Below are 23,023 nucleotides of genomic sequence, written 5' to 3' on the forward strand. Positions count from 1 at the left end.
GACCGCTGGAGTCATGCCCATGAACATTGCGCTGGACCGCTTCTGCATTAACCGCAAGATCGCGCCGAATCTCGATCTGGACAGTTTTTTCCGCCTGGTGAAACGCTGCGGGCTCAGCAAAGTTGAGCTACGCAACGACATGCCCAGCGGCAAGGTAACTGACGATCTGAGCGACGCGCAGCTCAACGCGCTCGCCGCGCAATACGGCATCAAGATCGTCACGATCAACGCCCTCGGCAGGTTCAATCTGATGGATGACCCGGCGGCGCTGCAACAGCGCGCCGAAGCGATGCTGGCGCAGGCGCAGGCCATCCGCAGCCGGGCGCTGGTGCTATGCCCGCACTGCAGCGCCGACGACACGCGCAGCGAGCAGCAAAAACGGGACGACACCCTCGCGGCGTTGCGGCTGCTGGCGCCGCTGTTTGCCCGCTATGGCGTACAGGGATACGTCGAACCGCTGGGCTTCGGCATCAGCTCGCTGCGATCGTCGCTGCTGACCCAGGCGCTCATCCGCGACTCGGGCGCGCCGTACCGCATCGTGCTCGATACGTTCCACCACTATCTGAGCGGCGTGACGCAGGCCGACTTCGACGCGCAGATCCAGGTGGCGCAGATCGGCCTGGTGCATCTGTCCGGCGTGGAGGACGGGCGGGATAAAAGCGCGCTGAGCGACGAAGAGCGCATCATGCTGAGCGAGGGCGATCGGCTGGAGAGCCGCCGCCAGGTGCAGAACCTGGAACACCTGGGCTACACCGGCGTCTATGCCTTCGAACCGTTCTCTTCACAGCTGGACCGCTGGAGCGAGGCGGATATCGAACGGGAAATCCGCCAGAGCATCGCCCTGCTGCAAGGGTAAACAAAACGGCCTCCGCGGAGGCCGTTTTTCATGGCGTTACTTCAGGTTGCCGACCACCAGCTGATGGCGCTCGTTGTAAAACTTACGGTAGGCCAGATAGCAGGCGATGATGGTCGACAGGCTGGCGGTGGAAAGCAGCATGAAGGTCACCATAATCTGATATTTGATCGCTTTCACCGGATCGATGCCGGCGAAGATCAGCCCGGACATCATGCCCGGCAGGCTGACCAGCCCGACGGTTTTCGCCGAGTCGACGGTCGGGATCAGCGAAGCGCGGATGCTGTCGCGGATCAGCGCCGCCGACGCGAACTTGGGCGTCGCCCCCAGGCTGAGCATCTCCTGAATCTTCTGCTGCTCGCTTTTGAAACGCTGGCCGAGGTTGGTATAGCACAGCCCCACCGCCACCATGGCGTTGCCGGCGATCATCCCGGAGATGGGGATCACCTGCATCGGCGTAAATTCGATGGAGCCGGTCAATACCAGCACCGCCAGCGTCAGCACCGCGCCGGTGGTGATGGCGATAAACGACGTCACGAACGCGTGTTCGACATACTTGCTGCGTTTCTTGGCGTTGTAGGCCGCGTTAAAGCAGATGAACAGCACCATCAACACGGTGAGAACGGCATTATCCAGGTCGAAAATATACTTCAGCACGTAGCCGACGATGATCAGCTGCACCACCGCGCGGCAGATGCTCCAGATGATGTCCTTTTCCAGCGCCAGCTTTTCCCGGTGGCTGATCAGGATGGCGACCACCACCAGCACCATCGACAAGCCCAAGGATTCGTTGGTGATATTATGCTGATTCATGCTGTTGCTCCTGTGGCTCGGCGCCGTGCGCGCGCAGGGTGATCACCTCGTCCGCATGCGCTATCTCTTCGGTATCGTGCGTCACCCACAGCACCGCCAGCCGGTGTTCCGCCACCAGCTGATGCACGATTTCGTTGAGGTTGCGCTTATTTTCCTCGTCCAACGCGCTGGTGATCTCATCGAGCAACAGCACCCGTGGCATAAACTGCAGGTTGCGGATCAGGGACACGCGCTGCTTCTCCCCGCCGGACAGTTCATTGATGCTTTTCGTCAGCATCGCCTCCGGCAGGCCGAAACGCGCCAGATCGGCCTTCATTTTTCGCTCGGCCGGCGGTTCCTGGCGGATCTGATACGGCAGCGCCAGATTGTCGTAAACCGTATTGCCGAACAGCGCCGGCGTCTGGAAGCAATAAGAGACCTGCTTGCGATACGCCTCCGGCGACATCTCGTCGATCGCCTGGCCGTCGAAATAGAGGCTTCCGCTGGTCGGATTCATTAAGGAAGAGATGATTTTCAGCAGCGTGCTTTTTCCGCAGCCGGAAGGCCCGGTGATCAGTTTGAACTCGCCCTCACCCAACGTGAAAGAGACGGAGTCCAGGATCACCTGGCGGTCTATTTGATAATGAATATCATCCAATCTCAGTATGTCTTTCTTTTCCTTCATTACGATGCCAGCTCCCTACACCTGTTCCCGTCTGAGCGATAAGTATATGGTCGCAAAAAACATCTTAGCAATGCCTGCGCGGAGGGCGGAAAGCGGAGAGGAGGATTGGCGGAGCGAAACGCCCCGCCAAATAATAAGATTAATTAATGTTTAGCTGTAAGATAGTCAAAAGCGACCGTCAGGGTCGAATCACTCTTTTTTTATCGCTGCCTGTTCGTCGCAGCTGTACCAGCGTAGAGAATTGTTGATGCTGCGGTGGGTGCAGCGGACCTTGCCCTCCTTTTCCAGCGCCAGCAGCAGAGTGCGGGTGGTATAAATGTTTTCACCGCATTTATCCGCCAGCTCGCGGGTCTTCGGCCACTGCTCCGGCGGGGGATGATGGCCGCCGGAGCCTTCCACACGATCCCTGCACAATCCTTGCAACACATTCAGCATCAGCGATTTTCTGCTTTCAAACGTTTTCGGCGCCTTGGCCATAGCATTCCTCCTGAGTGGTTACTGCTGAGCTCCCCGCTCACGACTGCACGTCAGCGATGCGCAGGGTATAAATCATGGTGGCGTCCGGAGGGATCGCCGGCGGGCTGCCCTGCTTGCCGTACGCCAGCGCTGGCGGCACCACCAGCGTGATCGAGCCGTGGCGCTGCAGCTTCTCGATAGCCGCGCGAAACAGCGGCGGATAGCGCGTCAATGGCTGCGAGATCACCGTTCCCGCCAGCTCCATGTCTTTGATCACCCGGCCGTCGGTCAGGCTTTCGCGCACCACGATATCCACCCGATCGTCGGCGCCGATCGCACCGCTGCCGGCATAGTCCACCCGGTAGTAGAAACCGAGCGCATCTTGCTTGACTCCCTCCTGGCGGGCGAAATCGGCCAGATAGGCCTTGCCGTCCGGAGGGGGAGCCTGTGTCTGTTGCGTCTGCTGCAAACGTTGCTGCGCCGTGCGCAGCGCGCTGTCGATGGCGGCCTCATCCAGCCGCAAGCGCCCGGCCAGGGTATCGGCGATGCCCGCCAGCAAAAGCCGCCGATCCGCCTCCAGTCCCGCGCGCCGGTTCTCCTGCTGCAGATGCAAAATATCGCGCCCCAGCGATACGCCGGCGGCATACGCCTGCTTGTCCGCCTCGCTGGCTAGCACCGGGGCCTCAGCCGCCTGACGCCGCTCAGCCAGCAAGGCGTCTACCCGCTGCCGTTGCTGTGCCAACTGCGCCGTCAAGCTTGCGCTGCGCTGTTCGGCCCGCGTGAGCGAAGCGGCCAGCGCGGTGACCTCAGGCAACGGCGCAACGGCCTGCCGCAACGCCTTCAGGGCATCGGCCAACGGCCGAATATCGACATCGATCCGCTCGCTTTTCGGCGCCGCGGCGGCCTGAGCCGCCGCCAACTGGCGCTCCAGCTGACGGATTTTCTCCGCCTGCTGTTGCACAGAGTGCTTCAGTGAAGTTAAACGAGCGCTGTCTGCCCCCGCGACGGCGGCCGGTTTGGCGGCCGGTGCGGGCGCCGGTTTACGCGCGGTTTCCTCCTTGAGCGCAGCCGGCGGAGCCTGCCGCTGTTCGGCAAACTTCAACAGGGCGGGAATGCCGTCGTCAGCGGCGCAAACGGCGCCGCTCAGCGCCAACAGCCAAAGCCCCATCGCCCATCTTTGCGCGCATCGCTTCATGGCTACAGATTCTCGACCCGGTTGGACAGATCGGACATCAGCTCATGTTCGACGTCGGCGCAGAATTTCTCGGTTTTATATTGATAAAGAGCATCAATCGCTTTACGGGTGCTTTCATCCACATTGCCGCGCACGCCGGCATATCCGGAAGCGTTGGAAAGCAGACCGTTAAAATAGGCAATGCGTTTTTGGTAACTCTGCGGATTAATATTTTTTAATGAGTTAACCCGTTGCTGGCAAAGCGCGATACGTTGTTCATCGGATTTATCATTAGGATTGTTCTGTGAAAGTTTTTTCACGGAATTCAGGTTTGTCTTGCTACCGCCCACGCAGCCTGACAGCGACATGACAGACAGTAAAAATATAGCAGAAACTACCGTGCGGCGGCCGCCGCAAGCATTAATCATCGTTATCATTCCGTTTATAATCCTTTAATTGTCACTTAGGTCATCATTATGTGGCGAACGGCAACAGCACATGCCTTAATTTGATTAATCAAAATGGGTTAGGCGGTGAAAAATCCCTATACCGCAGTGCGATAGAATAATTCACTACCGATGACATTGTTATTTAATTGTTAATGAATTAGACCTAAACGCGGGCTAAACACGAATAAAAAAGCCAATCCCTTAGGGGAAGAAAACCACTAAACAACAATAAAAACAATAGATTATGTTTTATATTTTGTTTCTAAAGGGAAATTCATCATCTGCTGCCTCAGGGCGATATTAGCAAAACAATATGGCGAATTGTAGGTATCAGCCTATTTCCCCCGATCTAATATCTCGCATATCGTTATTTATATAGTGATTTATACTGGATAATATTCGTATACGATCTATTGGTTTTAAAGCAAATATATTTCTTTTTCCTTTTGGTTTTATATTCTGAATTTGACTTAATTTAATAAAATCTATTTCCAAGCAATACTATTATTTGCAAGAATATTCCCAGCAACACGCCACACGTAAAACTCGTATTTTATTTACCAGAAAATCCATTGTCGATTTTCCCAATCTCGTTATTTCTCATAAATAACGGATGTTGGCGTATTGCCCAGAGCAAAAGGATCTGGCTCCAACCGTACGGCCGGCGACATGACGTTGCCACCGCTGCGGGGGATTTAGATGTGCTGTTCTTTTTATTTAAAAACTCTCTACAGGAACCTGAGAAATGAAACTGAATAAATTAATGCTGGCAACCGTGATTGCTTTCGCTTCTGCATCTGTTGCTCACGCCGCATCTAATCAGGGCAGCGGTAAAGTCACCTTTACCGGCGAAATTATCGATGCGCCATGCAGCGTCGCGCCGGAATCCGTTGACCAAACCGTACCAATGGGCCAAATCAGCAGCCGCATCCTGGCTAACCAGGGTAAATCCAGCATGCAACCTTTCAACATCGAACTGAAAGATTGCTCCATCTCCACCATGAAAAACGTCAAGGTGACCTTTACCGGCACGCCTGATCCGGTCAACAACAAACTGCTGGCTCTGAGCGGCACGGCAACCGGCGCCGGCATCGTGATCTACGACAACCTGCACTCCAAGGAAGTGGAACTGGGCACGGCGACCGACGGTCAGGGCCTGAACGACGGCGACAACTCGCTGAAATTCGCCGCTTACCTGCAGGGCAGCAGCGCCTCCGCCGCCGTGGTGCCGGGCGACTTCACCAGCGTGGCCAACTTCACCCTGGCTTACCTGTAATACCCCACAGGGGATGTCTCAGGGCATCCCCCGCTTGATTGCATGCCGACGAGAGCGGCAAGGGAACAGGGCAAGACAGGGAGACGCCAGCATGACTATCCGCCTTTGCGGCCTGTTGCTCATCGCGCTCAGCGTAGGCAGCGCGGCGGCGGCAGTGAAAAATCAGGGCCACGGCAAAGTCAGCCTGGGCGGCACCATCGTTGAAACGCCGTGCGGCATCGCCAGCGACAGCCTGGATCAAACCGTCGATTTCGGTCTGATCGCCATGACCGATGCCTCGCAGGACGGGCAATCGGTGCTGATCGGCAGCCGCCGTCATTTCACGATCAAACTGGTGAACTGCGAACTGGCCAGCCAGGTGAAGCCTGACTTCATCTATCGCGCGGCCAACGTCACCTTCGACGGCACCGCCGACAGCCGGGATCCTTCCCTGCTGGGCGTTTACGGCGAGGCGCAGGGCGTGGCTATCGAGCTGTTGACCGATGCCGGCACCCCGATCCCGCTCGGCAGCACGACGGCGGATTACCAGATCGTCGCCGGCGACAACACGCTGCGCTTTGGCGCGCAGTTGCGCCTGCATCCCGATAAGGCGCGGGCGGGCGGCTTCAGCTCTCTGGCCAAATTCACCCTGTCTTATCTCTAGCGCCGGCGGGCGCTGCACAGCATTACGTATTCAGGTCGCACGGATGACCTGCTATTGGGCGCGGACTTGCCATGAGTGATTATGCTATGACGTCATTACTGACACGGAAACACCTACCTCTTCTCGTCATTCTATCTTTCCTCTGGGTGCGTCCGGCATTTTCCGCCACGGAATTCAATACCGACGTCCTGGATATCGGCGAGCGCAGCAAAGTGGATCTTTCGCGTTTCTCCGATGCCGACTACGTCATGCCCGGCGCTTATTTGCTGGACATCAAGATCAACCAGAAAACGCTGCCCCAGCGCAGCATTCAGTATTTCCCGTCGCCGGATAACAAAAGCGGTAGCCAGGTGTGCCTGCCGCCTGATCTGGTGGAAAAAATGGCGCTGAAAGAAGAAGCGGCCAAAAAAGTCACCCTGTGGCACGACAACCAGTGCGCCGACATTCGCGGCATCAAAGGCGCGACCGTCTCCGATCGCATCGGCGGCGGCGTGCTGGCGATCACCATCCCGCAGGCGTGGATGAAATACTCCGATCCCGACTGGACGCCGCCCGAGCAGTGGGACGACGGCATTCCCGGCCTGCTGCTGGACTACAACCTGAGCGGCCAGTTAGGCAAGCAGAATCACAACAACAACACCGCCCAGAACCTCAGCAGCTACGGCACGCTGGGCGCCAACCTGGGCCCCTGGCGCCTGCGCGCGGACTACCAGGCCAATTACAATCAGCAGGCCGGCGATCGCAGCACCGGCTTCGACTGGAATCAGATCTACGCCTACCGCGCGCTGCCGATGCAGGCCGCCAAGCTGACACTGGGTGAGATTTATCTCGACTCCGGGGTGTTCGACGCCTATCGCTTCACCGGCCTCAATCTGGCCAGCGACGAGCGCATGCTGCCGCCGAACCTGCAGGGCTACGCGCCGGAAGTGCGCGGCATCGCCAAGAGCAACGCCAAGATCACCGTCTCGCAGGAAGGCCGCACGCTGTACGAAACCACCGTGCCCGCCGGGCCGTTCGCCATTCAGGATCTCAACAGCTCGGTGCGCGGCAAGCTGGACGTCAAGGTGGAAGAGCAGGACGGCACCGTCTCGACCTTCCAGGTGGATACCGCCACCATTCCGTACCTGACCCGACCGGGCTACGTGCGCTACAACGTGGCGCTGGGCAAAACCTCGGCCTACGACCACCGCACCCAGGGGCCGCTGTTTTCCGCCAGCGACTTCTCCTGGGGCCTGAGCAACGCCTGGTCGCTGTACGGCGGCGCGCTGCTCGGCGGCGACTATAACGCCTGGGCGCTCGGCCTCGGCCGCGATCTGAACGTGTTCGGCGCCATGTCGCTGGACGTCACCCAGTCGATCGCCCGTCTGCCCGGCGAGCCGACCGCCAGCGGCATGTCGTTCAAGCTCAACTACGCCAAACGCTTCGACGAACTGAACAGCCAGATCACCTTCGCCGGCTACCGCTTCTCGCAGCGCAAGTTCATGAACATGTCGCAGTACCTGCAGGAGCGTTACGGCGATTACGACAAGAATTACAACGGCCGCCAGAAAGAGCTGTACACCATCACCGCCAGCAAAACCTTTATGGCGGAAGACAGCGCCAAGGCGATCACCGCCTACCTGACCTACTCGCACCAGACCTATTGGGATGCGCGAACTCAGGATCGTTACGGGCTGTCGGCCAGCAAGCTGTTCAGCGTCGGCGATATCAGCAACATCACCGCCTCGCTGTCGGCTTACCGCACCTATTACCAGGGCCGCACCGACGACAGTGTGATGCTCAACTTCACCGTGCCGATCGGCGACCGTCGGCGCGTCGGTTATGCGCTGCAAACCAACAACGGCGATGTCACGCAGACCGCGTCGTACAACGACTACAGCGATCCGGACAATACCTGGCAGGTCAGCGGCGGCTTTAATCAGTCCGGCAAATCGCTGGCGCGCGGGTACTACACCCATAACGCCTCGTTCGGTTCGCTGAACGCCAGCGCCTCTTACCAGCAGGACAGCTACTCGTCGATCGGCGGCTCGTTCCGCGGCGGCCTCACCGCGACCCGGCACGGTATCGCGGCGCATCAGAACTCGAGCAACGGCGGCAGCCGCATGATGCTCGACACCGACGGCATCGCCGGCGTGCCGATCAACAACGGCCGCGCCTACAGCAACCGTTTCGGGCTGGCGGTGATTTCCGACATCACCAGCTACTACAACACCGACACCCGCATCGACGTCAACAAGCTGGCGGACGACGTCGAGGCCACTCGCGCCGTGGTGCAAGGCACGCTGACCGAAGGCGCCATCGGCTACCGCCACTTCGAGGTGGTGAAAGGCAGCAAGCTGCTGGCCACCATTCGCCTCGCGGACGGCAGCGAACCGCCGTTCGGCGCCGCGGTACTGAGCGAGAAAGGCCGCGAGGTCGCGGTGGTCAACGATGGCGGCTCGGTCTACCTGACCGGCGTGCAGCCGGAGGAAAAACTGGACGTCGCCTGGGAAGGCCAACGCCGCTGCCGCATCGTGATCCCGGGCGCCGCCAAGCCGCTGGACCAGCTGCTGCTGCCGTGCGCCACCCTGTAATCCGTAACGCTGAGAAATGATGACATGAACAAACACCCGATAACGCTACTGACCGCCGCCGGCCTGGCTCTGAGCGCCGTACTGCCCACCGCCGACGCGGCGATATCGCTGGATCGCACGCGCGCCGTTTATGTGAGCGACGCCAAATCGATCAGCCTGAATATCGTCAACGAAAACAAAGAGCTGCCCTTCCTGGCGCAGTCCTGGCTGGAGAACGAGCAGCACCAGAAAATCACCTCGCCGCTGGTGGTGCTGCCGCCGCTGCAGCGCGTGGAACCAAGCGAACGCAGCGTGGTGCGCATCACCAAGACGCCGGAGGCGGATCGCCTGCCGCAGGATCGCGAGTCGGTGTTCTACTTCAACCTGCGCGAAATTCCGCCGAAAAGCACCAAAACCAACGTGATGCAGCTGGCGCTGCAAACGCAGATCAAGCTGTTCTATCGGCCGAAAGCCATCGTCGCGCCCAAGGGCCAGGTGTGGCAGGAAAAGCTGGTGTTCCGTAAAAGCGGCGGCACCATGACCGTCGACAACCCGACGCCGTTTTACATCACCCTGACCGGCATGACGCGGCAGACGCAAAAACAGGGCGGCGGCGCGATCGGCGGTTTTCAGCCGCTGATGCTGAAGCCGAAATCCAGCGAAAGCCTCAAGCTGCAAGAGACCGGCATGAACAGCTTCGTCATCACCTACATCAACGACTACGGCGGCCATCCGGAGCTGCGCTTCGTCTGCAATGGCGGCGTTTGCACCGCCGTGCCCGAGAAAAAATAAGGAGGTCCAGCATGGCTGAATTCACCGATCGACTGCGCCCGCTGCTGCTCGGCGCACTGCTGTGCGGCGGCGGCGCGATGGCGGCAACGCCGCTGGGCGTGATCGAAGGCACCACCGGCACCGTCAGCTTTCACGGCGGCCTGCTCAGCTCTCCCTGCAGCCTGACGCCGGACAGCCGGGATCAGTCCATCGATCTGGGCGACGTCAGCGCACGCGACTTCCGCAACGCCGGCGATCGCAGCGCGCCGGTGCGTTTTCGCCTCTCATTCCGCAACTGCCTGCTGGGCGCGCGCGCGCTGGCGGATAATCCGGCCGGCCCGCGCAACGGCGACGCCGGCCGCCTCTACCTGCAGGGAGAGCAGGCCGCCACGCTGGTGTTTCTCGGCGAAAGCGATGTCGACAACCCCTCGCTGCTGAAGCTGAACGGCGGCGTGCAAGGCATCGGCCTGCGGCTGCAAGACCAACAAGGCCAGGCGCTGGCGCTGAATCAACGCAGCCGCCCTTACATTCTGCAACCCGGCAGCAACACCCTGTGGTTCAGCGCCAGCGTGGAATCCACCCAGCGGGCGGTGATGGCGGCCGGGTTCGCTGCCGTGGCGCACATTCAGGTGATTTACCTGTGAGGCTCAAGAACGCGATGAAAACACAACTGACCAAACTCTGCCTGCCGCTGGCGATCGCGCTGGCGGCTCCCGCCGCCTGGGCCAACGGCTACGTCACGCCGGACGGCGGCCCCAAACAGTTCTATATCGATCTGAATCAAAGCAACATCACCAACCAGGTGGGGTTCACCAAACAGTTTCCCTATTCATTAGGCGGTACCTATACCGGCAAGGCCTACTGCGATACGCCGATCCCCCGAAGCCCGCACTTTTACAAGTCGGATTCGGCGCTGCCCCCCTCTGACTACGGCAACGGCTTCTTGCAGTTGAACGACTTCCTGGATTTAAAAGCCGAAGTGTGGATTGCAGGTAATAAGAAGGCCTATGTCACGGTGCCTTTTTACAACGAATCCAACGAGTATCCCAATCACAGTTGCTCACCGCCCTATGTGCAGGTCAACAACTATGAAAGCGGTTCAAAAGGCCGCATCACCTTCCGGGTGCGCAAAAAGATCATCAACGGCGTCGAGATTAACGATCGGCAGATCATCGAGATGTTCGGCCGCCTCGGCTCAACCGACGGCGGTTTCGGCCCCAATCCGATGGCGCAGGTGTTTATCCAGTCCGCGATCCTTTACGTGCCGGATAAATGCGTAGTGAACGAAGGCCAGCTGATCAACGTGGAGTTCGGCGAAATCGGCGGCAGCGATCTCAACGGTTCGAACTACCCGCAAAGCATTCCGGTGCGCTTCCAGTGCGAGGGCGGCAGCTTCGAAGATGGCACGCTGAACATCAAGCTGGCGGTGTCGGGCACGGCCGCTTCCTTCAGCAACGAGGTGTTCAAAACCGACAAGAACGATCTCGGCATCCGGCTGACGCACAACGGCCAGCTGGTCATTCCGAACGAGTTTTACCCGGTGCCAAACATCGGCAACGGCGGCTCCTGGAACCTGGTGGCGGCGCCGTTCGCCAACGGCGGCGCGGAGATCGGCGAAGGGGAATTCAACGCGTCGGCCACCATCGTGGCGGCATTCCAGTAACCGAGGGAGGAACGGAAAATGCGTCTACGCGCTTTAGCGCTGCTCAGCTGCGCGTCCTGGTGGTTTGCCGCCATGCCGGCGGCGGCGAACACCGAGCTTATCGGCGCGCCGGTGCAGTTCCACGGTACCGTGGTGAGCCGGCCGTGCAATATCGAACCGCAGTCCGCCGATCAGCTGGTGGAGATGGGCACGGTGATCGTCAAAACCCTGTACCGCTACGGCCATACCACGCCGGTGCCGTTCAGCATCAAGCTGACCGACTGCAAGACCACGGTGTTCAAATCCGTCAGCGTGACCTTCAGCGGCACCGAAGACGGAGAGATGCCGGGCAAGCTGGCGATCAACAACGGCGCGAACGGCGCCGCCATCGCCCTGTTCGATCATCAGGGCGCAGACATCGATTTGAATAAGGCCACCAGCGCCGTCGCGCTGCAAAACGGCCCCAACAGCCTGAACTTCACCGCCTATGTGCAAGGGCGGCCCAGCGCGATTCAAAACCAAAGCATTACCGAAGGCGAATTCACGTCCATCGCCAATTTTGTGCTGGCGTACCAATAAGCCCCGCACCATCCCAGGGAAATCAGGAAAACGACCGGCGCGCGAACGCCGGCGATGGGCCGTCACCGTTTGCTCCGGCGCGGCGCCACGGCTTTTTAAGGAGTCACCCATGCCAGATATTCGCTTCACGCTGTTCGACAGCGATAACTTCTACCAGCAGGGGCTGCGTCTGCTGCTGCAGGACTATCTGCACTCCCTGAACGAATGCCACCGCCGGTACCCGCAGTTCTCGCCGCTGGCGCTGCAGGCGTTGGATAACATCGAAATCGTGTTCCGCACGCCGGAAGAGCGCTGGGGCTGCGCCTGTTGTTATCAAAGCCCTCACGGCGTTCCGCGCCAGCGGCAGCTGACCCTGCTGATCCTCGACGACGCGACCCAGCAACAGGTGAAAAACCTGCCGCCGCTGTTCAGCATCCATCGGCGCGATTCGGCCTACGCCATTCGCCTCAAGCTGCAGATGGCGTTGGAAAAGTTCATCCTGCATCCGTGGGTGGCGCTGCACGCCGCCGGCCAGTGGAAATGCCAGGCTTGCCGCATCGCCGCGCTCAGCCACTGCGAGAAAAAGGTGCTGGGTTTGATGAGCAGCGGCATGTCCGCCTGCAGCATCGCCGGCCTGCTGCAGCGCAGCCAGAAAACCATCAGCGCCCATAAGCGTTCGGCGATGCGCAAGCTCAACGTGCGTAAAAACAGCGAGCTGAATAAGGTGCTGCTGAATCAGCGCGGGCTGAGTTGACTGACAACGGACTCGCGAGTGCCGACAGAGTGGTTTACTCTGAATACTCATTTTTGCACTGCACAGCGAGCCGGAATGCATGCCCAGAACAGCCCAAGTCGTTGACGTCCCCGCCCTCGGCGAGATTGACCGCCAGGCGGGGCAGCTAAGCCACCAACTGGCGCAGGCCCTGCGCCGGGCCATCCACAAAGGCGATCTGAAAGCGGGCGATCTGCTGCCTTCGACGCGCCGGCTGTCGGCGGCTCTGAATCTGGCGCGCGGCACGGTATTGGAGGCGTTTGCTCAGCTGACGGCGGAAGGCTTTCTTGAACCGCAGCCCGGCTCCGGCACCCGGGTCGCCCACTATCAGGCGCCGCGCCGCACGCCACACGCCACGGTGCAAACCGCTCCGGCCACAACCGTGCCGCTTTCTTCACAGGCGCAGCATCTGGCGCGTTTTGCCGCCCAGGCGCGGGCGCTGCCGTCGGTGCCATTCACCGTGTCGGTCCCGATCGGCGATACCGCGCCCGACGATATCTGGCGGCGGCTCGGCAACCGCATCCGGGCGCGCGGCCCCGGCGCCCCGTCCGGCTATGGCGATCCGTTGGGCGCCCTGCCGCTGCGCGAAGCCATCTGCGATTATGTGCGCCGTTCCCGCTCGGTAAACTGCACGCCGCAGCAAATCCTCATCACCGCCGGCACCCAGCAGGGACTGTATCTGGCCGCGCAGATCCTGTTGGACGCCGGCGACAGCGCCTGGGTCGAAGATCCCGCCTACGCCGGCATCACCGCCATTTTCGACAGCCTGTTTCGCGATCGGCACATGATTAGGGTACCCGTCGCCGACGACGGCATCGACGTTGCCGCCGGCGTGCGTCTGGCCGCCGACGCCCGCGCCGCCTTTGTCACGCCGTCGCATCAATATCCGCTGGGCATGCCGATGAGCATGACGAAAAGAAGCGCCCTGCTGGCCTGGGCCAGAGAACAACAGGCCTGGATCGTGGAAGACGATTACGACAGCGAGATGCGCTACGCCGGCCACCCGTTCCCTTCGCTGCAAGGGTTGGCGCCCGAGCGGACGCTCTATCTCGGCACCTTCAGCAAGGTGTTGTTCCCTTCGCTGCGGTTGGGTTACGCCATCGTGCCGCCGCCGCTGGTCGACGCCTTTTGCGGCGCCCGGATCCTGATGGATCGTCACCCGCCCAGCGCGGATCAACACGTACTGGCCGCCTTTATCGCCGAAGGGTATCTCGACCGGCATATCCGCAAAATGCGCGGCGTCTACGCCGAGAAACGCCGGGTGCTGATCGAGGCGATCAACGCGCGCATCCCGGCCGAATTGGGGAGGGTGCAGCCCTGCGATCAGGGCATGCACATGGTGCTGTGGCTGAGGAAAGATCTCGACGACGTGCAGGTCGCCCAGCAGGCCAACGAAGCCGGATTGGCGCTGCGGGCGGTATCGCCGATGTATGCGCCCGGCCACGGTGAGCCGGGTCTGGTGCTGGGGTTGGGCGGTTACGATGACCGCCAGGTGCAGCAGGCGGTGGAACGGCTCGGCGAGGTGATCCGCGCCTGCGCCCGCAACGGGGCCTAGCGAGAAAAGCGCTTGGCGCCGAACACGCAAACCACCACGCCGGCCATCACGGCGATCATCATCGGCTGGACGGTTTCCTGCAGCAGCCAGCCCGCCAGCGCCAGGCCGAAGAACGGCTGCAGCAGCTGCAATTGCCCGACGGCGGCGATGCCGCCCTGCGCCAGGCCGCGATACCAGAAGATAAAGCCGATCCACATGCTGAACACCGAGACGTAAGCCAGCGACAGCCAGGCGGCGCCGCTGACGACGGGCCAAGCGGCCGGCGCCGCCCACCATGCGGCCGCCAGCGTCAACGGCAACGCCGCCACCAGCGCCCAGGAGATCACCTGCCAGCCGCCGATCCGGCGCGACAGCACCGCGCCTTCGGCATAACCCAAACCGCACAGCAGCACCGCGCCGACCATCAGCGCATCTCCCTGCCAGGCGCCGCCGCTCCCCTGGCTCAGCGCGAACGCCCCCACCAGCGCGGCGCCAATGCCCGAAAAAGCCCAAAAAGCGGGCTTGGGGCGCTCACCGCCGCGCAAGACGCCAAAACCGGCGGTCGCCAGCGGCAGCAGGCCGATATACACCAGCGAATGCGCCGAGGTGGTGTGCTGCAGCGCCAGCGCCGTCAGCAGCGGAAAACCGATGACCACGCCGAGCGCCACAAACAGCAGCGGCGGCAAATCGGCCCGCGTCGGCCGCGCCTGGCGAGTGATCCGCAGCGCGCACAGGGCCAGCAAAGCGGCGATCGCCGCCCTGATCGCCGTCAGAAACAGCGGATCGAGCTCCAGCACCGCCACCCGGGTGGCGGGCAACGAGCCGCTGAAGATAATCATGCCGAGGAAACCGTTCATCCAGCCCTGAGCCGAATGCCCGACGGCGGGATGAGCAGGGGTAACAACAAGCGTTTTTTCAGACTGACTGTCCATCATGCGAATGCTCCGCACGCCTGAGGCATACCGAAATCGGCAACCCGCGAGGCGAGGTCATAGTGAAAGAGAACATCGTTCCCCCGGCGTCGCTTGCCGGGGCTGCGTTCTATTTTTCAGATAAAGCGGTTCACAGACAGGTCCAGATAGCGAGATTTTCACTGTGCCGGTTGCCAAAGTGCGCCGCTAACGCCAAAGAAGGGCGTTTTTCGGGCTGTCCTTGGCCGTTTGGCGGCATCGCCGGCGGGGTACCATGGACTTTTATGCGTTTTTGCAGAACAGGACAAGGTGCGGCGCCGTGGTGAAACCCTTCTTACGCAGTGGCAGTTTGGATGATGTGCTGGCTTTAGGCGAAAACGGGCAACCGATCTACGCCTGCGCGCAGCAGCTGCGGGAAACCCTGCGTCTTCGCCGACAGCAGCAGGCCGCCGACTGTCTGGCGATCCCCCAGCCGAACGAAAGCGGCACGCGCATCGACTGGTATGCGCCCTTTCCGGGCAAGGTGACCTCCTGGCTGGCGGCAAGCGATGCCCAGCGCGCGCAGGCGGTGCGCCACCTGGAACACTGTCTGGCGACCTTCCGCAGCCTGACCGAACAGACCCGGGCGACCGATCACCCCAGCCACCGCCTGTTCGGCGCGCTGCTGGCCAAAGCGATGCACATTCCCGACCCCAACCACGTCTACCTGGTGGACGATCGGCCGGTGCTGACCTTTTGGGGCTTTATCAAACCGCAGGCGCAGAGCCCGGACGATCCGTTAGCCTGCCTGCGCCCACTCGAATCGGAAGTGGAAAAACCGGCGCCGATCGCCGCCGCGCCGCGCAAACCGGCCGTTGTCGAACCGGTAAAACCGGCCCCGGCCGCCGAGCCTGAACCGGTGCCCGCCCCGACGGCGCCCGCCGAATCCCCCGCCGTTGTCCGCCCGCGTCGACGCCACGCGCTGTGGTTGTTGCCGGTACTGCTGCTAGGCAGCGCGGCGTTGGCCGCCTGGCTGCACCGCTCACCGCCGCCGCAACCGGCGATGCCGGCTGAGGTGCGCCATCCGGCAGCGGCGGAAAAAACCGCCGCGCCGTTGCCTAAGCTGCGCTTGCCGCTGGCGCACGCCACGCTGATGCCGCCGCCCCCGGCGCCGGTCATCCCGCAGCCGGCGGACAAAAATGCGCTGGTGCTGCCGCCCGAGGCGGTGAAGGCCGGCTCCACCCGTTTCCTTAACGGCAAATGGCGCGCCACGGTGGCGCTGAAAGATCCGATCACCGGCAAGCGCCCCAGCCTGCAATACCGCCTGAACGCGGGCAAAGGCAGCGCCGTCATCGCCTACGGCGACGGCGTCACCTGCCGGGTGGCGGTCGAGGCCGGGCTGATGCAGTCCGGCAATCTGGTGATCAACAGCCGCACCAAAGCGCGCTGCAGCGACGGCAGCCGCTACCAGATCCCGGAAATCGTCTGCCGCCAGGGCGAGACCGGGGCCGCGGAATGCACCGGCCGCTACGATGCGGACACCACCTATCCCATGACGTTCAAGCGCGAGAGTAAATGATGCTGGCACCCCTTACGGACTACAAACACGGCATTACGCTGATTCAGGACAGCGGCATTCAGTTTATGGACTTTGCCCTGACCCCGCGGCTGGACGCCGAGTTTCCCGGCAAATTCGTGCGCAAGACCGCCAGCGGCCCGCTGCTGCGCCTGCAATGGGAGGCCGAGAGCGGCAAATATCAGTTGCCGGCCGAGGGCGGGCAAGCCGCCGAAGTGGTGCGGCCGGAGTTCAGCTACCCGCTGCAGCAGTCGCTGCGCCTGCTGGATAAGCTCTGGCTGCCGCTGCCCTTCTTGCGCCACACCCCGGCGGGCCTGTTTTTGTCGGGCCCGGATAACTGGGCTCGCCTGCAGGTGGTGCAGTTGGATGAACCGGATCAGGACGGCAACCTGCTGCGGGTGGTGCTGGCCTTCGATACCCGCGCCGCCGCGCCCGGCCAGGAAGCGCTGGCGCCGGGCGAGAGCGATCTCGGCGCCGATCTGAGCTTCGCGCTGGCGCACCGTAACCACGAGCTGGGCGAGTTCCTCGATCTGACCTGGGTGGATGGCTGGCTGCGCGAGGCGTTCAGCCAGCGCGCCGCCGAGCGGGAACAGCGCGCCGAGGCGGAGATCAACGCCGGGCTGAAAACCTTCGAGTATCAGGCGCACTACCTCAACCTGTTGCACATGCTCGGCCATCAGCTGACGGTGCCGCAGATAAAAATGGCGGCGGCGACGCTGCAACAGCCGGCGATCGACGTCGATCTGGTGCTGGACGTCGGCAATTCTCACACCTGCGGCGTGGTGGTCGAAGACCATCCGGAAGAGAGCAACGGCCTGAAGCAAACCTATGAGCTGCAGCTGCGTTCGCTGTCCGAACCGCATCACGTCTACAACGAACTGTTCGAGAGCCGGGTGGAGTTTTCTCGGGCCGCGTTCGGCAAGCCGCATCTGTCCTTCCAGAGCGGACGCGACGACGCCTTCCAATGGCCGTCCATCACCCGCGTCGGCCGTGAAGCCGCGCAATTGGCGCAGCGACGCGAAGGGCATGAAGGCACCACCGGCATCTCCAGCCCGCGCCGCTATCTGTGGGACGAAGAGCGCTATGCGCCCGGCTGGCGCTTCAACGAGCGGCACGAGCCGATGGCCGCCGCCGCGCCGTTGACCACCTTGATCAACGACGAGGGCGTGCCGCTGTCCGCCCTGCCGACGGCCGAACGGCTGCCGGTGTTCGCCGCCCATTACAGCCGCAGCGCGGTGATGAGCCTGATGCTGAGCGAGCTGTTGGCGCAGGCGCTGATGCAGATCAACAGCATCGCCCAGCGCAGCCGCATGCCGAACGCCGCCGCCCCGCGCCGTTTACGCGCCATCATCCTGACGCTGCCGTCGGCGATGCCGAAGCCGGAGCGCGAGATCTTCCGCCGCCGCATGCAGGAAGCGATCGGGCTGGTGTGGAAAGCCCTCGGCTGGCACCCGCAGGATGCGCCGTTCGACGGCGCGCGCACTCGCTTCCCGGCGCCGCAGGTGCAGATCGAGTGGGACGAAGCCACCTGCGGCCAGATGGTCTATCTGTACAACGAAACCCAGGTGAACTTCGCCGGCCGCACCGACGCCTTCTTCGCCGCCATGGCTCGGCCCGATCGGCCGCTGGCGCCGGGTGAACAGCCCGGCAAGACGCTGCGCATCGCCTCCATCGACATCGGCGGCGGCACCACCGATCTGGCGATCACGCACTACTCGCTCGATGACGGCGTAGGCAACAACATCAAAATCAACCCGCGCCTGCTGTTCCGCGAGGGCTTTAAGGTCGCCGGCGACGATATCTTGCTGGACATCATCCAGCAGTTTGTCCTGCCCGCCGTGCAACAGGCGTTCGAGGCCGCCGGCGTGAGCGCCGCTGCGGCGCTGATGGACAAACTGTTCGGCAACGAAGGGCGCATGGACGGGCTTTCCACCCTGCGTCAACAGGCCGCGCTGCAGATCTTCATGCCCGCCGGACGCGCGCTGCTCGCCGCCTATGAGCAGTACGATCCGCTGGACAGCCGCGCGGAAATCGCCGCCGGCCTCGGCGATCTGCTGCCGCAGCGGCCGACGCCGCAGGTGCTGGCGTTTATCAACGGCGAAGTGCAGCGCGAAGCCGACAGCGATGCCTTCGATATCCTGCATACCCCGCTGGTGATCCGTTTGGCCGACCTGCACGCCGCTTTCTTGTCCGATCGCATCGGCATCGGCCGCTGCCTGCGTCTGCTGGCCGAAGTGGTGGCGCTGTACACCTGCGACGTGTTGCTGCTGACCGGCCGCCCGGCACGCTTCCCCGGCGTGCAGGCGCTGCTGCGCCACCTGCAGCCGCTGCCCGCCAGCCGCATTCTGCCGCTCGAGGGCTACCACACTCGCAGCTGGTACCCGTTCAACAAACGCGGCCGCATCGATAACCCGAAATCCACCGCTGCCGTGGGCGCCATGCTGTGCCTGCTGGCGATCGATCTGCGGCTGGAGAGCTTTTACTTCAACGTCGGCGATTTCCAGCCCTACTCCACTATTCGCTATCTGGGCATGCTGGACGGCAACAACATGCTGGCGGACGATAACGTCTATTACCGCGACATCGATCTGGATCGCGCCGATTTCGCGCTCGATCCCGCCGGCAGCTTCCAGCTGCGCGGCCCACTGCGTCTGGGCTTCCGCCAGCTGGACAACGAACGCTGGCCGGCCTCGCCGCTCTATACGCTGACCATCAATGACGCCCAGCTGGCGCGCAAGCTGGCCGGCGACGCGGTGATCGGCCTGCGGCTGGCCATCACCGCCAGCGCCGAGCAGGGCGCCGAGAGCGTCAAGATCGCCCAGGCGCTGCTGGCCGACGGCAGCCCCGTCCCGGCGCACCACCTGCAACTGAAACTCAATACCCTGGCTGCCAGCGCCTCCGGTGCGACCCACTACTGGATAGACAGCGGGAGCATTTACCCACGATGAACACGCAAACCCTCGCCCCAGCGGCTCCGAATAACGCGCTCAGCGCCGGCATTCTGCAGGCGATCGACTGGGTGGACGCCGCACGCCGTCACTCCGCCCGCCTGGAGCGGGAAGCCGATCGGCTGATACAGCGTTTGCGGCGTTGCCATAACCGCGCCGCACTGTTGGAAAACACACGGCCTGCGCAGGTCGCCATCGGTTTATATGGCCACAACGCCGCCGCCAAAGCCCATCTGTTGGCGGCGCTGGCGCCCGGCGCAAAACGCTTCGACGCGGACCTTTCGCTCGCAGTGCGCTACTGCACGGCGGCCGAGGCGGGGCCCGCCGATTATCCGATCGTCCTCGCCTTGCTCGATGAAGCGCAGTGGTTGGCCATGACGATTGACGCCGCCGCGATGAGCGGCTTCCGCCCGGACTGGGACGCCCGCGCCATCGCCGAGCACCTGCAAGCGCTGACGCGCCACCGACAGGCGGTCGCCATCGATGGCCTCGACGGCAATGCCGTACTGGCGCTGTGGGACAGCCTGCGCCGCCACGGCGACAAAGAGCAATCCACGCTCGACAGGCACTTCTGGCCGCAGGCGGTGACGCTGGCGCCGCTGTTGAGCATCGATGACCGCGCGCGCCTGTTTGCGCCGCTGTGGGGAGAGGAAGCGACGCTGACGGCGCGTTACCGCCAGCTGGCGCACGCGTTGCAGGCGCTCGACGGCAGCAGACGGGTTAATGCCCCGCGCCGCGCGTTGGCGCTGCTGACCGCAAGCGCCGCACCGGAAAACGCCACGATCGCCGTCATGACCGAAAACGGCAATGAACGGGAGATCGCACTGAGCGATCTGGCCTGGCTGACCGCAGAAGTGACCACCCTACTGCCGCAGACGACGCAGGCAGGCCTGCCCGCCGACGTGGCGCTGATCGACCTGCCCGGCAGCCGCATCTGTCCGCAGGCGGAGCCGGCGCAGCGTCTGCAGCAGGCGAAGCGCGCCCATTTACTGGCCCGTTGCGCCGACGGCCTGCACGCCAGCCTGCTGCTGGTGACCGATGCTGCCGCCACGCCGCAGGACGCCGCGCGCGTCGGCCAGGCGCTCGCCGATTGGGTCAACCACACCCAGGGGGAAACCCCGGCGCTGCGCCAGCGCCGCAAGCCCGGTTTAATCTGGGCGATCACACCGTTCGACCTGCGTCAGGAAGGCAAAGCGCGGCCCGACGATGCCGTCCAGCGTCAGGTCGGCGAGCCCGGCGACAGCTGGGCCACGCTGCTGGCGCTGGATGAACAGGACTGCCGCCGCATGGTGAGCTACCTGACCGCCCAGGCGCGCCCGGCCCAGAAGCAAGCGCGCCTGCTCGAACAGCGCGAAGAGTTGCAGCGAGAACTGACGGAAAGCCTGCTCGGCAACTGGCTCTCCGTCGCCGATCCACACGCGGCGCAGCAACGCGCCCAGCAGCTGCTGCGCGCGTTGCAGGCGCAGGCCGGCCGCCACGGCGAACTGCTGGAACGGTTGCTGCCGCAGCGCGATACGCTGCGCCAGCTTTATCAGCAACAGCAGCATACGACGCCGTCCCAGACGACGCCGCCTTCGCCGTTTGGGCTGGATATCGATCTGTTCGGTGCGCAAGACCCTGCGGCGTCCGGCGAACAGCCCGCATCGCCTTTCGCCGCGCGGATCTTCGCCGACTGGGTCAACCATCTGCGCGCGCTGCCTGACAGCCGCCGATTGCTGGATCTGCTCGGCGTCGACAGGCCGCACCTCGAACTGCTGATCGATGCGCTGATCGGCGCCGCCTGCCGCCTGCGGCTCGACGACGAACTGGAGCGCGCGCTGTGCGCCGGGAGCTTGCCGGAACAGGGTGAAGATCGGCAGATCAGCCAGGCGCTGGCGCTACTGGGCGACTTCGTCGCCTGGCTCGGCTTCCAGCGGCGCGACGCGGCCACGCGCCCCGAGAGCCGCGTCAATCCCGGCCAACCGATCTTTACCCCGCCGCCGCAGCCGGCGGTGGACTGGAGCGGCCAGCAGCGGCTCACCCGGCTGGCGCCGACGCCGACCAAAAGTACCGCGTTTTATATTTATGATTGGCTGATCGGCCTGCAAACCCTGCTGGCGGAGAATGCCGCGATGGACAGCGCACTTGGTGAGGCACAGCGTGCTGAGCTGGAGGAGATCGTGGCGACTCTGCGATAAGCGGCGGCTCTGGCAGCAATAGGGGGAGAAAACAGGATAAATCGGGCATTGCCGATTATGCTGATGAGTAACGCCGCGATTCTGGGAGAAAATCATGCCCCCTTTCAGCCTGAAGACTATCGACCATGTGGTTCTGCGCGTGCGCGATATGCAGAAAAGCCTGCATTTTTATACCCAGATCGTCGGCTGTGATATCGCCAAACAGCGGCCGGATTTGGGGCTGGTGCACCTGCGCGCCGGAGCGGCCATGATTGATCTGGTCGACGTTAACGGTCAGCTTGGAAAAAAAGGCGGCGACGCGCCCGATCCTCACCGGCAAAATGTCGATCACCTCTGCCTGCGCATCGATCCTTTCAATGAAGATGAGCTGTTGACCTATCTGCGATCGCAGGGGATCGACGCTGATCCCGCCGAATCGCGCTACGGCGCGGAAGGCGACGGGCCGTCCATCTATTTCAGCGATCCGGACGGCAATCGCGTGGAATTGAAAGGGCCGGCGCTCGATTAACCGCTTTGGTTACCTTCGATAGCAGACAGCCGTTGGCGATCCGTCACCCGCAGTGATTTGTTTTTAAACTGAATGATGCCTTCCGCCGCGAGCTGCGCCAACGCGCGGCTTAGCTGTCTGACGGAGATGCCCAATCTCGCCGCCAGCGCCTCCCGGTTTTCCAGCTCAATCAACTCCCCTTCGCTCTTTATCTTGAATAATAAAAATTTTCGCAGTTTATATTCCGCCGTCAAAACGCCGTTCGCATGCAGCAAGGAGGAATTCAGCAGCTTATTGCTCAATTGCCGGCAGATAAAGGTGAGAAACGCCGGGTCGCTCAGGGCGTGATTGTTGATGACCTCTATCGGTGCCGCGAGGAGCAGCGCGTCGGTCACCGCCTGCACGGTGCTGAACAGCGTGCGCTGCGCCTGGGAGAACAGCTCCAGATCGCCAATTACCGAGAAATCCGTTTCGAAGGAAAAGACAATGTGCGCGCCATTCACATCAAAATTCTCAACCTGCAATTTTCCCTGCACGAGAAAAAACAGGTGGGTCAAACGATCGCTTTGCGTCACCAGGTATTCGCCGGCTTCGACGCTCACCAGGCGCAGTGCGGCGAGCAGCGTGGGCGAAAGCGCCGTTTGCAGATCGTGAACCTCAATGAACGCTTCTTTTAGCTTGCTGTCACCGACCGTTTTCAAGGCGATTCACTCCCAAGGCTCATCCTTAAACGTCTTGCCTCCTCGCTTTCGACTGCGTTCAGCATAGCCGACGCGCTTCAGAACGAA

General features: G+C 62.4%; 21 protein-coding genes. 14 read left to right on the forward strand and 7 right to left on the reverse strand.

The annotated features are described in order from the left end of the window. Positions 1 to 19: 19 nt before the first annotated feature. Positions 20 to 856, forward strand: a complete 837-nt coding sequence (locus ACJ8PE_RS21265) for a TIM barrel protein (RefSeq protein ID WP_197760670.1) — start codon at positions 20 to 22, stop codon at positions 854 to 856. A gap of 36 nt (positions 857 to 892) precedes the next feature. Here the strand turns inward: ACJ8PE_RS21265 and fetB are convergent, their stop codons facing one another. The 5 genes from fetB to ACJ8PE_RS21290 all read right to left on the reverse strand — a co-directional run bounded on the left by fetB (position 893) and on the right by ACJ8PE_RS21290 (position 4,397). Continuing rightward, the gene (fetB, locus tag ACJ8PE_RS21270) at positions 893 to 1,666 is read right to left on the reverse strand and encodes an iron efflux ABC transporter permease subunit FetB (protein ID WP_033645324.1); all 774 of its coding nucleotides are present in this window, start codon (positions 1,664 to 1,666) and stop codon (positions 893 to 895) included. Continuing rightward, a complete protein-coding gene (gene fetA, locus ACJ8PE_RS21275) occupies positions 1,653 to 2,330 on the reverse strand; it encodes an iron efflux ABC transporter ATP-binding subunit FetA (protein ID WP_442536863.1) in 678 nt (225 codons plus the stop codon). Before fetA ends, fetB begins: the two co-directional genes overlap by 14 nt. 189 nt (positions 2,331 to 2,519) lie before the next feature. After that, on the reverse strand, positions 2,520 to 2,807 hold the full coding sequence (locus ACJ8PE_RS21280; RefSeq protein WP_033645326.1) for a FaeA/PapI family transcriptional regulator: 288 nt from the start codon (positions 2,805 to 2,807) through the stop codon (positions 2,520 to 2,522). Positions 2,808 to 2,844: 37 nt separating this feature from the next. Beyond that, on the reverse strand, positions 2,845 to 3,954 hold the full coding sequence (locus ACJ8PE_RS21285) for an FKBP-type peptidyl-prolyl cis-trans isomerase N-terminal domain-containing protein (RefSeq protein ID WP_442536864.1): 1,110 nt from the start codon (positions 3,952 to 3,954) through the stop codon (positions 2,845 to 2,847). A gap of 29 nt (positions 3,955 to 3,983) precedes the next feature. Next, a complete protein-coding gene (locus ACJ8PE_RS21290; RefSeq protein ID WP_033651770.1) occupies positions 3,984 to 4,397 on the reverse strand; it encodes a hypothetical protein in 414 nt (137 codons plus the stop codon). A gap of 757 nt (positions 4,398 to 5,154) precedes the next feature. Here ACJ8PE_RS21290 and ACJ8PE_RS21295 point away from each other — a divergent pair. From ACJ8PE_RS21295 to pdxR, 9 genes are all read left to right on the forward strand, one after another. Beyond that, entirely contained in the window at positions 5,155 to 5,685 is a 531-nt protein-coding gene (locus tag ACJ8PE_RS21295; protein ID WP_019455211.1) for a fimbrial protein, read from the forward strand. Positions 5,686 to 5,776: 91 nt separating this feature from the next. Continuing rightward, positions 5,777 to 6,328 carry a fimbrial protein gene (locus ACJ8PE_RS21300; RefSeq protein WP_033651771.1) on the forward strand — a complete coding sequence of 184 codons (552 nt, stop codon included), beginning with the start codon at positions 5,777 to 5,779 and terminating at the stop codon, positions 6,326 to 6,328. A 71-nt stretch (positions 6,329 to 6,399) separates the two neighbouring features. Continuing rightward, positions 6,400 to 8,901, forward strand: coding sequence for a fimbria/pilus outer membrane usher protein (locus ACJ8PE_RS21305; protein WP_033645331.1), 2,502 nt, complete (start codon positions 6,400 to 6,402; stop codon positions 8,899 to 8,901). Between the two features lie 24 nt (positions 8,902 to 8,925). Beyond that, positions 8,926 to 9,672 carry a fimbrial biogenesis chaperone gene (locus tag ACJ8PE_RS21310; protein WP_197793246.1) on the forward strand — a complete coding sequence of 249 codons (747 nt, stop codon included), beginning with the start codon at positions 8,926 to 8,928 and terminating at the stop codon, positions 9,670 to 9,672. Positions 9,673 to 9,683: 11 nt separating this feature from the next. Continuing rightward, positions 9,684 to 10,295, forward strand: a complete 612-nt coding sequence (locus tag ACJ8PE_RS21315) for a fimbrial protein (protein WP_197793245.1) — start codon at positions 9,684 to 9,686, stop codon at positions 10,293 to 10,295. 14 nt (positions 10,296 to 10,309) lie between these two features. After that, positions 10,310 to 11,314, forward strand: a complete 1,005-nt coding sequence (locus tag ACJ8PE_RS21320) for a fimbrial protein (RefSeq protein ID WP_033645334.1) — start codon at positions 10,310 to 10,312, stop codon at positions 11,312 to 11,314. A gap of 18 nt (positions 11,315 to 11,332) precedes the next feature. Beyond that, positions 11,333 to 11,872, forward strand: coding sequence for a fimbrial protein (locus tag ACJ8PE_RS21325; RefSeq protein WP_033645335.1), 540 nt, complete (start codon positions 11,333 to 11,335; stop codon positions 11,870 to 11,872). Between the two features lie 109 nt (positions 11,873 to 11,981). After that, on the forward strand, positions 11,982 to 12,605 hold the full coding sequence (locus ACJ8PE_RS21330; protein ID WP_033645336.1) for a LuxR C-terminal-related transcriptional regulator: 624 nt from the start codon (positions 11,982 to 11,984) through the stop codon (positions 12,603 to 12,605). A gap of 79 nt (positions 12,606 to 12,684) precedes the next feature. Then, complete coding sequence (gene pdxR / locus ACJ8PE_RS21335; protein ID WP_197793244.1) at positions 12,685 to 14,178, forward strand: MocR-like pyridoxine biosynthesis transcription factor PdxR; 1,494 nt, start codon at positions 12,685 to 12,687, stop codon at positions 14,176 to 14,178. Here the strand turns inward: pdxR and ACJ8PE_RS21340 are convergent. Further along, positions 14,175 to 15,089, reverse strand: coding sequence for a DMT family transporter (locus ACJ8PE_RS21340; RefSeq protein ID WP_033645389.1), 915 nt, complete (start codon positions 15,087 to 15,089; stop codon positions 14,175 to 14,177). The two genes, pdxR and ACJ8PE_RS21340, sit on opposite strands and share 4 nt — an antisense overlap. 298 nt (positions 15,090 to 15,387) lie before the next feature. Here ACJ8PE_RS21340 and ACJ8PE_RS21345 point away from each other — a divergent pair, with 298 nt between their 5' ends. The 4 genes from ACJ8PE_RS21345 to ACJ8PE_RS21360 all read left to right on the forward strand — a co-directional run bounded on the left by ACJ8PE_RS21345 (position 15,388) and on the right by ACJ8PE_RS21360 (position 22,256). Continuing rightward, on the forward strand, positions 15,388 to 16,626 hold the full coding sequence (locus ACJ8PE_RS21345; protein ID WP_197793243.1) for an SrfA family protein: 1,239 nt from the start codon (positions 15,388 to 15,390) through the stop codon (positions 16,624 to 16,626). Further along, positions 16,626 to 19,571, forward strand: coding sequence for a virulence factor SrfB (locus tag ACJ8PE_RS21350; RefSeq protein ID WP_404769140.1), 2,946 nt, complete (start codon positions 16,626 to 16,628; stop codon positions 19,569 to 19,571). The genes ACJ8PE_RS21345 and ACJ8PE_RS21350 overlap by 1 nt, the downstream gene beginning before the upstream one ends. Then, complete coding sequence (locus ACJ8PE_RS21355) at positions 19,568 to 21,748, forward strand: virulence factor SrfC family protein (protein WP_404769139.1); 2,181 nt, start codon at positions 19,568 to 19,570, stop codon at positions 21,746 to 21,748. The genes ACJ8PE_RS21350 and ACJ8PE_RS21355 overlap by 4 nt, the downstream gene beginning before the upstream one ends. Positions 21,749 to 21,842: 94 nt before the next feature. Next, on the forward strand, positions 21,843 to 22,256 hold the full coding sequence (locus ACJ8PE_RS21360) for a VOC family protein (protein ID WP_197793240.1): 414 nt from the start codon (positions 21,843 to 21,845) through the stop codon (positions 22,254 to 22,256). On the opposite strand, the gene ACJ8PE_RS21365 is transcribed toward ACJ8PE_RS21360, so the two are convergent. Next, positions 22,253 to 22,936, reverse strand: a complete 684-nt coding sequence (locus tag ACJ8PE_RS21365; protein WP_047573382.1) for a Crp/Fnr family transcriptional regulator — start codon at positions 22,934 to 22,936, stop codon at positions 22,253 to 22,255. The genes ACJ8PE_RS21360 and ACJ8PE_RS21365 overlap by 4 nt on opposite strands. Positions 22,937 to 23,023: the final 87 nt, after the last annotated feature.

Source organism: Serratia sp. CY74737 (genome assembly GCF_052166775.1).
Classification (GTDB): Bacteria; Pseudomonadota; Gammaproteobacteria; order Enterobacterales; family Enterobacteriaceae; genus Serratia; species Serratia ureilytica.

Excerpts from the sequence above, each read along its gene's own strand:
- ACJ8PE_RS21265 (WP_197760670.1), top strand. The coding sequence starts at position 20 with ATGAACATTGCGCTGGACCGCTTCTGCATTAACCGCAAGATCGCGCCG.
- ACJ8PE_RS21350 (WP_404769140.1), top strand. The coding sequence starts at position 16,626 with ATGCTGGCACCCCTTACGGACTACAAACACGGCATTACGCTGATTCAG.
- ACJ8PE_RS21340 (WP_033645389.1), bottom strand. The coding sequence starts at position 15,089 with ATGGACAGTCAGTCTGAAAAAACGCTTGTTGTTACCCCTGCTCATCCC.
- ACJ8PE_RS21320 (WP_033645334.1), top strand. The coding sequence starts at position 10,310 with ATGAAAACACAACTGACCAAACTCTGCCTGCCGCTGGCGATCGCGCTG.
- ACJ8PE_RS21330 (WP_033645336.1), top strand. The coding sequence starts at position 11,982 with ATGCCAGATATTCGCTTCACGCTGTTCGACAGCGATAACTTCTACCAG.
- ACJ8PE_RS21360 (WP_197793240.1), top strand. The coding sequence starts at position 21,843 with ATGCCCCCTTTCAGCCTGAAGACTATCGACCATGTGGTTCTGCGCGTG.
- fetA (WP_442536863.1), bottom strand. The coding sequence starts at position 2,330 with ATGAAGGAAAAGAAAGACATACTGAGATTGGATGATATTCATTATCAA.
- ACJ8PE_RS21315 (WP_197793245.1), top strand. The coding sequence starts at position 9,684 with ATGGCTGAATTCACCGATCGACTGCGCCCGCTGCTGCTCGGCGCACTG.
- ACJ8PE_RS21310 (WP_197793246.1), top strand. The coding sequence starts at position 8,926 with ATGAACAAACACCCGATAACGCTACTGACCGCCGCCGGCCTGGCTCTG.
- ACJ8PE_RS21300 (WP_033651771.1), top strand. The coding sequence starts at position 5,777 with ATGACTATCCGCCTTTGCGGCCTGTTGCTCATCGCGCTCAGCGTAGGC.
- pdxR (WP_197793244.1), top strand. The coding sequence starts at position 12,685 with ATGCCCAGAACAGCCCAAGTCGTTGACGTCCCCGCCCTCGGCGAGATT.
- ACJ8PE_RS21290 (WP_033651770.1), bottom strand. The coding sequence starts at position 4,397 with ATGATAACGATGATTAATGCTTGCGGCGGCCGCCGCACGGTAGTTTCT.
- ACJ8PE_RS21325 (WP_033645335.1), top strand. The coding sequence starts at position 11,333 with ATGCGTCTACGCGCTTTAGCGCTGCTCAGCTGCGCGTCCTGGTGGTTT.
- ACJ8PE_RS21295 (WP_019455211.1), top strand. The coding sequence starts at position 5,155 with ATGAAACTGAATAAATTAATGCTGGCAACCGTGATTGCTTTCGCTTCT.
- ACJ8PE_RS21305 (WP_033645331.1), top strand. The coding sequence starts at position 6,400 with ATGAGTGATTATGCTATGACGTCATTACTGACACGGAAACACCTACCT.
- ACJ8PE_RS21280 (WP_033645326.1), bottom strand. The coding sequence starts at position 2,807 with ATGGCCAAGGCGCCGAAAACGTTTGAAAGCAGAAAATCGCTGATGCTG.
- ACJ8PE_RS21285 (WP_442536864.1), bottom strand. The coding sequence starts at position 3,954 with ATGGGGCTTTGGCTGTTGGCGCTGAGCGGCGCCGTTTGCGCCGCTGAC.
- ACJ8PE_RS21355 (WP_404769139.1), top strand. The coding sequence starts at position 19,568 with ATGAACACGCAAACCCTCGCCCCAGCGGCTCCGAATAACGCGCTCAGC.
- fetB (WP_033645324.1), bottom strand. The coding sequence starts at position 1,666 with ATGAATCAGCATAATATCACCAACGAATCCTTGGGCTTGTCGATGGTG.